General features: G+C 48.3%; 9 protein-coding genes and 1 pseudogene. 8 read left to right on the forward strand and 2 right to left on the reverse strand.

The window, feature by feature from the left end:
• Positions 1-296 precede the first annotated feature (296 nt).
• The 4 genes from ACGCCZ_RS09135 to ACGCCZ_RS09150 all read left to right on the forward strand — a co-directional run bounded on the left by ACGCCZ_RS09135 (position 297) and on the right by ACGCCZ_RS09150 (position 7,312).
• The gene (locus ACGCCZ_RS09135) at positions 297-2,588 is read left to right on the forward strand and encodes a helix-turn-helix domain-containing protein (RefSeq protein ID WP_411655858.1); all 2,292 of its coding nucleotides are present in this window, start codon (positions 297-299) and stop codon (positions 2,586-2,588) included.
• Between the two features lie 220 nt (positions 2,589-2,808).
• The gene (locus ACGCCZ_RS09140) at positions 2,809-4,059 is read left to right on the forward strand and encodes a [Fe-Fe] hydrogenase large subunit C-terminal domain-containing protein (RefSeq protein ID WP_085531042.1); all 1,251 of its coding nucleotides are present in this window, start codon (positions 2,809-2,811) and stop codon (positions 4,057-4,059) included.
• A gap of 526 nt (positions 4,060-4,585) precedes the next feature.
• Entirely contained in the window at positions 4,586-5,821 is a 1,236-nt protein-coding gene (locus ACGCCZ_RS09145) for an ROK family protein (RefSeq protein ID WP_411655859.1), read from the forward strand.
• 1,032 nt (positions 5,822-6,853) lie between these two features.
• Positions 6,854-7,312, forward strand: a complete 459-nt coding sequence (locus tag ACGCCZ_RS09150; protein WP_054324631.1) for a GNAT family N-acetyltransferase — start codon at positions 6,854-6,856, stop codon at positions 7,310-7,312.
• A 411-nt stretch (positions 7,313-7,723) separates the two neighbouring features.
• Here ACGCCZ_RS09150 and ACGCCZ_RS09155 read toward each other — a convergent pair whose 3' ends face one another.
• Together ACGCCZ_RS09155 and gluQRS are read right to left on the reverse strand one after the other, a co-directional pair.
• On the reverse strand, positions 7,724-8,161 hold the full coding sequence (locus ACGCCZ_RS09155) for a GNAT family N-acetyltransferase (protein WP_054324632.1): 438 nt from the start codon (positions 8,159-8,161) through the stop codon (positions 7,724-7,726).
• Positions 8,162-8,280: 119 nt separating this feature from the next.
• Positions 8,281-9,246: a tRNA glutamyl-Q(34) synthetase GluQRS gene (gluQRS, locus tag ACGCCZ_RS09160; protein WP_054324633.1), complete on the reverse strand. Its 966-nt coding sequence runs from the start codon at positions 9,244-9,246 to the stop codon at positions 8,281-8,283.
• 501 nt (positions 9,247-9,747) lie between these two features.
• Between gluQRS and ACGCCZ_RS09165 the strand changes: the two are divergent.
• From ACGCCZ_RS09165 to ACGCCZ_RS09180, 4 genes and pseudogenes are all read left to right on the forward strand, one after another.
• Positions 9,748-9,864, forward strand: a pseudogene (locus tag ACGCCZ_RS09165) (hypothetical protein); the annotation flags it as partial.
• A gap of 59 nt (positions 9,865-9,923) precedes the next feature.
• Entirely contained in the window at positions 9,924-11,285 is a 1,362-nt protein-coding gene (locus ACGCCZ_RS09170) for a GGDEF domain-containing protein (RefSeq protein WP_411655864.1), read from the forward strand.
• A gap of 22 nt (positions 11,286-11,307) precedes the next feature.
• On the forward strand, positions 11,308-11,772 hold the full coding sequence (locus ACGCCZ_RS09175) for a hypothetical protein (protein ID WP_411655860.1): 465 nt from the start codon (positions 11,308-11,310) through the stop codon (positions 11,770-11,772).
• Between the two features lie 617 nt (positions 11,773-12,389).
• The coding region (locus ACGCCZ_RS09180) for a hypothetical protein (RefSeq protein ID WP_411655861.1) at positions 12,390-12,653 on the forward strand (264 nt) is incomplete at its 3' end.

Raw genomic sequence — 12,653 nt, forward strand, 5'->3', positions numbered from 1 at the left:
ATTTTGTCTAAATTCCATTTTATAACTTCAACAAATTACATTGTATTATAAGACTTTTAGTTAAACTTTCTATTTCTCGGTGAAATGTTCTATTTATACCCGATTTTGTCGCTACATAACTCAAAATATTCCATACCAGAAAAGTAGGATGGTCATCCTCTCTTTTAGGGACACAATGACTCGTTCAAACGGCAGCTATTCCATAGGAACGTTGTCCCAAAAGAGCGCCTTACGGTGTTCTCTTATGAACCACCGTTGGCCTATACAAACTTTTGAGGAAGAAGGGAAATCCAATTTTGAAAAAAGCAAGGCCTTATCGTGGAAAGAGCTTTTATAAATTGATGGCGGCTTTCTTCGCAGTCACCTTTCTGTGCAGCCTATTGATTTTGCTTCAATATTTAAACGGCGAAAAGACCCGGCGGGAGGAAACCATCCGTTCTTATCAGTCCATGGCCGAAAAGAGCATGAGCAACACGGCTGATAAGATGTCCCTCTATGAAGAAGTCAGCGTGATCATCTCCCAACTGGAAGGCCTGGACACACTTGCAAGTGCAGAATACATTTCATTGGACTCTCCGCAGGCGGTAGAATTTGTCCAATCATACGTCGATACTGTCCGTTTCAACCTTCCGAGTACCGACCCTCCGATGTTTCTCTATTTTCAGAACAGCGGGCGTGTCTTTGGTAAAACGGCCGAAGAGGATTCCTTGGAAAATGGAACCATCACTGAACATTTCGGAATGAATATCCAAACCTGGAATCAATTGATTCAGGTCGGGGAGGAGGGGGCCTGTGCCATCATTCACGATCCCAATATGGATTTTGCCCGTTTCGTCTATGTTCGGGAGATCTACCCCCATGTTGTATGGATCATCGGTATGGAAGACCAGCAGGTCTCCGAGGAACTTCGCTATTCCTATCTGCCGGAAGGCGCGCAGACGGTATTTTTAACACGGAACAACCAGATTATCACCTCCAAACCGGCCGACGAACAGCCCGAGCTTCCGTTCGAGTTCGAGCAGGTCGCCTCCTGGCCAGCGTTTCATATGGAAACCTGGGGCGGACAATCCTATTTTGTTTATCATCAAGGATTCACCAACGATACGCTGCAACAGATTGTGGTCATCCCCGACGAAGATTCCCGGGATTGGATCACTATGATCCTAGGTTCGATCTTGATTACCTTTGCAGTCACCTTCGTGGCTGGCGGCGCCCTGTCCTATTTCTTCTCGGCCACACTGTACCGGCCAGTGGAACGTATGGTGGACGCGCTGCCGCTGGAAAAGAGCTGTCGAGACCAAAGTGAATTCCAAATGGTCGCCAGCACTGTCCAAGAGCTTTCCAAAAAGGCAAAAACATATGAAAATCAGCTCAGTTCGCAGAGCGACCTGCTCGCCACCAGTTTGGTGACACGTCTATTAAAAGGAGAAATCTGTTTGACGCCCGACATTGCGGAGGCTCTGGGGCAATGTGGCTTCCCAACTGCATGTAAACGGTTTCTTGTATTTGTCCTTTTGATCGATGAAGAAGAAGAGGCGGAAATGCCGCCCACACAGAGGGAAGAAACTGGAAACCTTTTGCAGGAAACCTGCCGTTCCTTTTTCTTAAACGGCGGTTTTTCCTCCTATGTTGTGGCCGACTTGGACCGCTATATCGGTATTGTAGATCTTGATGGTGAGGAAATAGAAGCAGTTGAGACGTGCGCAAAAAACATGCAAGCATTCGCTGCTTCTGAGCTTCATATGCAGGTTTCCATTTCTTTGAGCAACGAACATATTCTGCTCAATGACCTGCACGATGCATACCAGGAGGCCATGCAGGTAGTCGAATACCATCTGTTGACGGGGGAATATGGCTCCATTGGCGTCTACAGCCGCCTCGCTGAAGTCCTTTCCGCAGGAAGTGGGAACCGCGAGTTTTTGGCGCAGGTCAATAAACTGTCCAACTCCATTCAATCCGCCAACTACAAGCAGGCAACTGAAATGTTGCGGGAGATCGAAAACGCTTACACGCGTCATCCGGCTGTTTTACCACAGGCACAGCTCCAGATTTCTTATCTTACAGACTCGATCTTGCTCTCTCTTTTCGACAGCGGCCTGGACCCGGAACTCCTCAAAAGTTTGCGTTGTTCCGAACAACTGCGTCAGGCGCGGGGGATGGAGTCGTTGTGCCGGCGTACCCGCCGAATTTTCGATTATCTGGATACCCAGAAGGAACAAAGCCGTCCACAGGGAAAACGCATCGAACCGATTATCCAATACATACAGGAACATTACCAGGACATCAATCTCTCCGCGGGATCGGTGGCCGAGCATTTCCATATGAGCCTCCCCGTGCTCTCCAACCTGTTTAAATCCGAGTTAAACATAGGTTTCTTAGATTATCTGCACAAATACCGGATTGAGCGCGCCAAGGACCTCATTCTCCACACGGACCACACCATCGGAGACATCTCGTCCATGGTGGGATACGCAAATTCCATCACAATGAACCGCGCCTTTAAGCGTTATGAAGGAGTCACCCCCGGGTGGTACCGGCAGGCAGCCTCTTCCCATGTGCCCGCGTCAGGAGGAGAGGGGAAAACCTGAACCATACGTCCGAATGTGGAACGAAAAAATGGTAACCCTACTGTAACAGAAAAAACAACGCTTTGTCCCGCGAAACAAGGGAGAAACCGGTTGATTGGCCCCTTGTTTGTTCAAGCAATTTTGCGCAATTTGCCCTTGGTTCTTTCAGAAGAAACTTTTTCCGATTAAAAGCAATGGTGGGAAAAACCCCATGGATTCCATATAGAAAGGATTTGATCATATGCCGACCTTTAACGCACTGTATGACCGGTTGGTTCGCGCATCTGTAAACCATAAAACCGAAGAGGAGTTGGAAAAACTCCGGCAGGAGGATTTTGATTCCCACCAGTTGGACTGCCTGCTGAATCCAGAAAAATATCCGACGGTCTGGCGCGTCGGCGACTGCAATTGCTCGCAAGAGGAAGCAGCCAATTGCGCGGGAAAATGCCTTTTTGACGCCCTCTATACCGATGAAAAGGGCAATGTCGCAGTAAACAGTAAAATGTGTGTAGGCTGTGGCGCCTGTGTAGAACGCTGTAAAGCTAAAAATTTGGTGGAGAGCAAAGATATTCTTCCCACTCTGGCCATGATCCATCGGGGCGATGCGCCGGTGTATGCGATTGTGGCTCCCGCCGTCATCAGCCAATTCACCGAAGAGGTGACCCCGGGTAAGCTTCGCACGGCCCTGAAAGCACTGGGATTTACCGGGATGGTGGAGGTCGCACTCTTTGCAGACATCTTGACACTAAAAGAAGCCCTGGAATTCGATGCAAACATTCTAACCGACCGAGACTATCAATTGACCAGTTGTTGCTGCCCGATGTGGATTGCCATGTTGCGGCGGGTCTACAAGGAATTGATGCCGCATGTGCCGGCTGCCGTATCTCCCATGATCGCCTGCGGACGGGTCATCAAACGCCTGGAGCCGGGGGCCAAAGTGGTCTTTATCGGTCCCTGCCTGGCCAAAAAGGCGGAAGCGCGCGAACCCGACATCGCGGATGCAGTGGACTACGTGCTCACCTTCCAGGAGGTGCGCGACATCTTCGCTTTTGCGGATATTCACCCCGAAAAGATGGCTGAGGACAATCGGGAACATTCCTCCATGGGTGGGCGTATTTATGCGCGTGCCGGCGGCGTCAGCCAGGCCGTACAGGACTGCGTACAACGTCTAAATCCCAACCGTAAGATCAAAGTACATGCGGTACAGGCCAGCGGTGTGCCTGCCTGTAAACAGCTGTTGAACGATTTAAAAGAAGGCAAGCTGGACGCCAACTTTTTGGAAGGTATGGGTTGCGTCGGCGGTTGTGTCGGTGGCCCCCGCGCTCTGATCGACAAGGAGTTTGCACGTGAAGAGGTCGATCGGTATGGGGAGGAGGCGCCGGCGCCCACCCCTATCGATAATCTCTATGTGATCGACCTGTTGGATCGCCTAGGATTCCCAACGGTCGAGAGCCTATTAGAGAATGACGATTTATTTACCCGTAAATTTTGATCGTATGCGTGGCCCTTCCCGTCCCCACCAGTTGCAAAACAGTTGCTAAAAGGCACCCACATAAAAGGACGCCCTGTACCCGGCCCACAGACCGCGATTCAGGGCGTCCCATACTATTTTGTACCTATGTTCGCTGGGAAGAGATCGTTCCACGGCCCTCTCCATGTTTCACTTTGGTCCTGTCTCTGAACCCTTGTTCAGGAACTTCTCCATAATCAAATAGTTTTTGAAAAATGCACGATGAACAGAATAGGAATATTGCACAAAGGAACACAGAGAGTCCAATGAAAAATACCGGCAGAAATTGTTATCTATATGTTATGAATTAAAACCTTCCCTATTCAAAATAGATTTTATGTGTTCTTTCTAAATGGTTCATATAAAAAATAAAATTTTTTCGAGAAAATGGTGCTATTTGTACATATTTATTGTAATATGAGAATTATTTGTCGAATTGCTACGTGTATAATAAAAGAAATTACCAGTTTCTTTGCCAAACATTTCTTTTAGATGGGTGGGAAAAATAATGAACGAATTCAATACCCGGAAAAGTATCAATCAAGAAAAAAGTCAATTAATCAACCGCGCACTGGTGTTGGATCTGCTGCGGCAGGAAGGGGTTTGTTCGCGCGCTACCCTTTCACAGCTGTCCGGCCTGAAACAGGCGACCATCACCAATATCATCAATGAATTTATCACCTGCGGGCTAGTCGTAGAAACCGGATTGATGAGCGGTAGCAAGGGACGCCGCTCCATTGGTATAGCACTCAACGACCAAAAATATAAAGTGATCGGTATCCGCATGACGCGCAGCGCGTTTTATCTCTGCCTGGCAGGCCTGTCCGGAAAATTGTACGGCGTCAAGCAGTACAAAATAGGCCCAAAGGAAAATGTACAGATTACGATTACGCGCATCCGCACGGCGATCTATACCATGCTACAAGAAAATACGGACACAGAAATCCCGGTCGTTTGCATGGCAATGCCGGGCCCGTATTATGAAGAGCGGGATAGCATCTTCTTTGTAACGGAACTGGCCGGATGGCACAATTTCCCAATCAAGGATGCTCTGACAAAAGATTTTTCCGTGCCGATCCAAATTGTCAATGATGCTAATGCAGGCGCTTTTGCGCAATTGTGGTATCGCAGCAAGGAATATGGTATCCGCAATATGATCTATGTCCTGGCTGGTCAGGGAGTCGGTTGTGGTATGATTACGGACGGAAAGCTTGTCTTAGGGCACCGTGGACTGGCTGGCGAATTTGGTCATAACACCATTAACTTCAACGGTCCACGCTGTGAATGTGGCAACTACGGCTGTTTGGAAAAGTATTGTTCCTACATAGTTTTGTGTGAGAACATTGAAAAACGCATTCGTGATGGGGAGGACACCTTGTTGTCACTGGACGACCTGAGTACTGCTAAAATTTCTGAAGCTGTCAAAGCGGGCGACAAAGTCGCACGCGAGGAATATGAGAAAGTCTGTGGGTTCCTTGCTATTGGTATCATCAATCTGATTAACCAGTTCAACCCTGGGTTGATTGTAATCGGTGATGAGCTGACCAAAGTGGATGGGGAACTGCTGCTCTCCATCGTCCAAAAACGTGTCCACGACTGCGTAAATCCATTGATCTACAACGAAATTGTGATCGAGTTGGACACTATGTCGGAAAATCCTGTATTGATGGGTGCCGCCGCTATCGCCGCACAGCAGGTGCTCTCTGATCCAAGCAAACTGATGGATATGCCTGAAGAGGAATAACGCATATAGAAATTAAAACAACGCCCTGTTTAGAGCGCTGTCTTAAGAAAACCTGTAGGGGCGCTAACGGCCCGCCTAGGGAAGATGGATATTCGTCCCATACAGGTCTCTTCGATCTAAACGTGCCTTTTAGGGCGCTGTTTTTAGAAAACTTGTAGGGGTGCTAACGGCCCGCCTAGGGAAGATGGATATTCGTCCCACACAGGTTTTTCCGATCTCAACGTGCCTTTTAGGGCGTTGTTTTAAGAAAACTTGTAGGGGCGCTAACGGCCCGCCTAGGGAAGATTGATTTTCGTCCCATACAGGTTTCTCCGATCTCAATGCGTCTTTTAGGGTGTCATTTTAAGGAAACTTGTAGGGGCACTAACAGCCCGCCTAGGGAAGATTCATATTCGTCCCACACAGGTTTTTCCGATCTCAACGTGCCTTTTAGGGCGTTGTTTTTAGAAAACTTGTAGGGGTGCTAACGGCCCGCCTAGGGAAGATTCATATTCGTCCCACACAGGTTTTTCTGATCTCAACGTGCCTTTTAGGGCGTTGTTTTTAGAAAACTTGTAGGGGCACTAACAACCCGCCTAGGGAAGATTGATTTTCGTCCACACTGGTTTTTCCGATCTCAATGTGCCTTTTAGGGCGCTGTTTTTAGAAAACTTGTAGGGGTGCTAACGGCCCGCCTAGGGAAGATGGATATTCGTCCCACACAGGTTTTTCCAATCTAAACGTGCCTTTTAGAGCGTCATTTTAAGGAAACTTGTAGGGGCGCTAACGGCCCGCCTAGGGAAGATGGATTTTCGTCCACACTGGTTTTTCCGATCTCAACGTGCCTTTTAGGGCGTTGTTTTAAGAAAATAGAGAGGATGGCCGCAGGCTGTCTCTAAAAAATTTCTTATCCCACCGCTCTTTTGATAGGGCGGTTTTTTCTCTGTGGATTTCGACATTAAGACCTGGGGGAACGCTCTATTTTATACATAACGGTATTTCTATGGAAAAGACTTCCCCTGAAAGCTAGCAAACAAAAGGACGGAGGCATTTATGTTTCGAAAAAGTACCCTGGCGGACTGCAAAGCCATTTACGACTTGATTTGCGACCTGGAAAAGAAGGAACTCCCCTATGAACGCTTTTGTGATATTTATACCCGTCAAGTTCAGGATAAGCACTACTATTGCCTGGTGTGTGAGGAAGAGGGGGCAGTGGTGGCTGTAATGAATCTACGTATGGAGGACCAACTGCACCACGCAGAAACCATCGCAGAAATATTGGAATTCTCCGTTGCAGATGCTTATCGAAGCCGGGGCGTGGGAAAGGATATGTTTGCGATCGGTTGTCAAATTGCAAAGGATTGGGGATGTACTCAAATGGAAGCAGCTAGCAATCAACTGCGAACGGACGCTCACCGATTTTATTTGCGGGAAGAAATGAACAATTTCCATTACAAATTCTCCAAACGCTTGGATGGCGAAAAGTCAACGGTCAATGTATTGGGGCGATAAATATCTTTTCCAGCTCTACAAAGGGAACCGGCACAGAGATTTCAATGGTTTAGCCATTCACCACGGTAGTTAGCCGGATTTGCCTATTAGGCAAGCAATGTAGATCGTCTTGACAATCGTTGCAGGCCTTACTTAAATTCTATAGGCAAATGGAGCGAACCATTATATCCGTATGAATCCAAAACGAACCCTGAGGGAATATTTTTCTCCGGTAAATGAACCCCTATATCTGCGGTAGGAACCATAGGAACCGCAAAAACTGGAAAATCCAACAAGGGCGCACAGGAAGAATGATCCTGTGCGCCCTTGTTGGATGGGCGTCAAGTTCTAGGAAAAGTCCTCTGTCTTTTCCCATGATTTTCACTTTTGTTCTTATCGCATGAAATGTCTTTTATATGGAACACATATGGATCATTTTTCGGGCCCCTGGTAACGCATCGGCGTATACCGTATTCCATTTTCTGTCCGTTCTGCATCCGTGGCGAAAAAACCCAACCGCCGATACACCTCCACCGCATAGGGGGAGGCATGTACGGTCATCTCCGGATATGGCGTATCGGCCATCATTGTTTGAAACAAAGCCCTTCCCACACCGCGGCGATGCCATTCCTTCCGGACAAAAAACAGGGCGATATGCGCTCCGCGCATGGCCAATATGCCCGTGAGTTGTCCATCCGCCCATGCCCCGTACATCCGAAGAGCGTTCATTTCCACACGATTTTGCAGGAACATCCGGAATTCCTCTACACCCTGTGCTGAATAAACGGGGGCTTCAAATTCAGAAAAAACCTCCCAAATCAAACGAACAGCCTCTTGGGTCTCAGCATTTCGCAACAACCGAATCTCCATCGAATTCCTCCTGTCCCCCCGGCAGAACCAGCACAAAGGGATTCCCAAACGGATAATTCCCTCGTCGATGGCTTTTTTAATTTGTTTTGACAACCTTATGGAAATCGCTTCTTTTGCAATCAAGAAAACAGATCTTCCGGTAACATTAAATCCTTCTTTGGGATCTTTTCCCAGGAAAACAACGGAAGTAGCTCCTTTGGGCGTACGGGAAAAGGATGGGGAAGAAGCCCTGCAAGGTATGCTATTCGCCCCACGATCTCCTCCGCCGTAAATCCATGGGCACGCAATGCGCCAATGTCCAAATCGCGCTCCCGTTTGGAAAGCCGCCGTCCATCCTGCGCCAAAAGAAGGGGTACATGGATGTATTGAGGCGGCTCGGCGCCAAAAAGCCGATAAAGATACATCTGGCGCGGCGTTGAAGAAAGAAGGTCGCGGCCGCGCACAACCTGGGTCACACCCATTGCAATGTCGTCTACGACGACAGCCAACTGATAGGCAAAGACGCCGTCCGACCGGCGCAGGATGATGTCCCCACATTCCGATGCTAGATTTTGCTCCAACCGCCCATAATGGCCGTCTTCAAACCGTATGGTTTCATCCGGAAGGCGCAGCCGTGCCGCTGGCCGTCGAAGGCGGGAAAGATGCATGATCTGTTCCGGGGTAAGTTCCCGGCAACGGCCCGTGTAAAGTGTTTCTCCATCTGAATTGTGCGGCGCTTCGGCTGTATGGAGCTGTGCCCGAGTACAAAAGCAGGGATATAAAAGACCCTTTTGCTCCAACTGTGCAAACGCCATCTTATAAAGCTCTGTTCGCTCGCTTTGATAGTAAGGGCCATTCGGCCCTCCCAGATGCCCCCCTTCCTCCCAATCCAATCCGAGGAAATACAAATCCTCCTCTATCCGGTCAGCCCATGCCCGTGAGGTGCGGTCTGGATCGAGATCTTCCAACCGGAGAACCATCCGGCCGCCTACCGATCGTGCCGAAAGCCAAGCCAATAGGGCGCTGAACAGATTTCCTACATGCATACGTCCACTGGGCGAAGGGGCAAATCGGCCCGTCACCTTCTGTGCCTCTCCCGTACTCATTTTTACTCCCTCCAAGCCGCTGTTCACCGGTTCAGTATACCATATTTTCCTCTTTCATGGTAGATTCTAGAAACGTACAAGAATTTTTATATTTCTTTTTGACTTATATAGAATCAGACAGTATAATAAAAATAAAGATTTTTTTCAAACATGCTCGGACGATCTCTCCGCATTTTTTGCGCACATCCGTCCTTTTTTGTCCACTGCAGATTCGTATGCATGGGACATTTTTTACGAAAGGGGAGAATCCAAAATGGCAGATCACCTGTCTCCCGATTCATTGGGCCGTTCTGTACAGCCGGGCGAAGTCCACCTGATGAGCAGTGAAATTCCCGGTGGGATTTTTCGCTGTTATACAGATACCGGTTGGACCATTTTGGATGTCAGCCGGGGCTTTTTAAACCTGTTTGGCTATACGACGGAGGATATTCAACGAAAATTTCAAAATAAATTTTTAGAGATGATCGACCCACGTGACCGCGCCGCTGTGATGGAATCCTTATTGCGACAAAGCGGCACGGGAAAAGACCATCGTTTGCAAATACCGAGGTCAAACACTGCAATGGACAAACCCTCTGGATTTTGGAGCAGGGCCGTCTGACCCGTCAGATTGGTGAACCGGATACCTACTGCTGTATTTTAGCGGACATTACAGAGAGCAAAAATCTTGAAGAAGACTGCGCCTCAGTCTCGAACGACATCAGATCATCATGGACCAAACCGATGACATTATCATCGAATGGAACATTGAAACCGACTCATTCATCTGCTCGCCAAAGTGGGAACGCAAATTTGGCTATATGCCTTCGCAGGAAAAGATCTTGACGCGTATCCTTCGAGGGGATTCCCACATTCATCCTGACGATCAAGCCCGTGTAGTGGAATCCTTATATTCCATCCGAAAGGGGTCGCACTATGCGGATATGGAGCTACGCATCCGTACGGCGGACGACCGGTACCTCTGGTGCCGCGCACGTCTGACCGCACAGATCAGCCAGGCCAACCATCCCATTCATGCGATCGGTGTTTTAATCGATATCGACAATGAGAAGCGGCAGGCGGAAAAACTGCTGGAGATTGCCCAGCACGATTCCCTGACTGGTCTGTACAATAAGGGGACATCCCAAAAGCGCATTGAAGAACATCTAAAATCCCTGGATGAACACAGCTGTTCCGCATTGATGATTCTCGATTTGGATAATTTCAAGCAGATCAATGACAGCATGGGGCATCTCTTTGGCGATGCCATCCTGATCGAAGCAGCGCAACGAATCAAAAAACAATTCCGCAGCACCGACATCGTCGGACGCATTGGCGGGGATGAATTTATCATCTTCATGGAACATTTACAGGGCACTTCCATCCTGCAAAAAAAGGCGGAACAGGTTATTCATGAATTGGAGAAAATCCAGACGGTAAACAATGGTACCGAAAATTCGCCGACCATCCACCTTTCCTGTAGCGTCGGGGCTGCGGTCTATCCGTTGCATGGGAAAAGTTTCAAGGAATTGTATCACAATGCCGACTTGGCGCTGTATCAAGCCAAAAAGAATGGCAAAAATCAATATCATGCATACGATACATCCTCCACAACGGAGACTTTTTTGCGCACAACAGCCCAGCCAGTCTCATACATCGGAGGGAAGATCGATTCCGATGAGCCAGACGGCTTGCTCGACCGCTTGGCAGAGCATTGCTTCCGTATTCTCTACCAAGCCCATGATGTCGAGACCGCTGTACAATCCATCCTGGAAATGGTGGGGAAGAAATTCAACGTCAGCCGCGCTTATATCTTTGAAAACAGCGAGGACGGAACCCACTGCTGCAATACCTTTGAATGGTGCAATGAAGGAATCTCCCCTCAAATTGAAAATTTACAGTCCATCTCTTACGAAGAAGATTTGAACAACCGCTACCTTGACAATTTCAATGAAGATGGGATTTTCTACTGCCGGGACATCTGTTCCTTGGAAGAGGAACCCTATGCCATCTTAGCCCCGCAGGGGATCGAAATCGCTCTTACAAAGCGCAATTTATGACAACGGGGTCTTTCAGGGGTTTGTGGGCTTTGACGACTGCTCGATCAACCGTTTTTGGACACAGGATCAAGTGGATGCGCTGGCCTTTATATCGGAGATTCTCAGCGTTTTCCTTTTGAAACACCGCGCACAACAAAAGGCCATGCAGGCACAGGAGTCCCTCTGCACCATGTTGGACAATCAGAACTCCTGGATTTATCTGGTCGATCCCAAATCGTTTGAACTGCTCTATATCAATCGCGGGCTGAGTTCTATCTTCCCAAATGCCTGCATTGGAAAACGTTGCTACGAATCTTTTTTTCAACAGGGTTACCCCTGTGCGGATTGTCCTGTCCAGCGCCTTTCTGAAACGCAAAATAGCCTCGTCTTAGAAATCTACCAGCCTCTTTTGAATTCTTGGCTGTTAGCCGATGCCTCCTTGATCCCATGGCGAAATGAACCAGCCGCCTTGGTCTGTTGCTGTGACATCACCAAATATAAGAAATAAAAGGATGGTTCCTGACAGCCAGGCCCGCAGATAACGTTAGAATCCCCCTATTGCCCAATGCCCGTTTCCCATATGTATTTGCCCCCTATGGGAAAAGTATCTATTTTCCATAAGACAAAAGGCGCAACGGAATCCGCCAACCTTTAAAAATTCCTTTCTGTAGGTTCTTCCGTTGATGGAATGGGCGTATTTCTGGTTGGTTTGATGTTTTTCCGTTTGCCCGTTTGGAAATGCGTCCTTTTAAAGGTTTTACCCCTTTGAGAGTGGAATCTTCCGTTCCAAGAACGCCATTGGATTGCCAATTCCATCGTTTCTGACCCGGAAGGAGCAAAAAGATCTTCACCGGATGAAAAGCACTCCTTTTGGTACCTATCAAATAAAAAACTGCGCAGAAAAAAGCGCCGTGGTAAGAAACGCCTCCCGAACAAGTAAAGGCCGGGCCGTCCTTTCTTCCTACAGCGCTTTGTGACTGCGCAGTTTACTTTATTCCAGAATTTCTATACGGCCGTCCGCAACAAAGAGCGCCTGACGGTCGCTTATCACTTTTAAATCCAGAGAGGATGCGTAATTTCGCAAAATTTCTTCCACGGCCTCCTGAAGCGCGGGATTTCCCGCATGTGGAAGGACGAAAAATCGATCAGATGCAGGCCGGAGTCCTCCTTCAGTTTTGGCGCTCTTCCCGGTCGTCCATTGCTGCCGAATATCCAATATCCGGTGCGGTCACAATCGCCCCCGCGGATTTTCCAATAAGAGCTTCCCGTCGTAGCAAGTGTGACGAAAAGCGCAAAGCGTTTCACGAGAATGCGAAACTCACACGAATATGCAAACCGTTCTGGTTAAACTACCGGTTTTTGCACAACCAACGAGTAGATGCAAAAACA

The organism is Anaeromassilibacillus sp. SJQ-1, from assembly GCF_046693725.1.
Taxonomy (GTDB): Bacteria; Bacillota; Clostridia; order Oscillospirales; family Acutalibacteraceae; genus Anaeromassilibacillus.

Bases quoted from the DNA above. Each gene is read 5' to 3' on its own strand.
- ACGCCZ_RS09140 (WP_085531042.1), top strand. From the start codon at position 2,809: ATGCCGACCTTTAACGCACTGTATGACCGGTTGGTTCGCGCATCTGTA.
- ACGCCZ_RS09145 (WP_411655859.1), top strand. From the start codon at position 4,586: ATGAACGAATTCAATACCCGGAAAAGTATCAATCAAGAAAAAAGTCAA.
- ACGCCZ_RS09150 (WP_054324631.1), top strand. From the start codon at position 6,854: ATGTTTCGAAAAAGTACCCTGGCGGACTGCAAAGCCATTTACGACTTG.
- ACGCCZ_RS09155 (WP_054324632.1), bottom strand. From the start codon at position 8,161: ATGGAGATTCGGTTGTTGCGAAATGCTGAGACCCAAGAGGCTGTTCGT.
- gluQRS (WP_054324633.1), bottom strand. From the start codon at position 9,246: ATGAGTACGGGAGAGGCACAGAAGGTGACGGGCCGATTTGCCCCTTCG.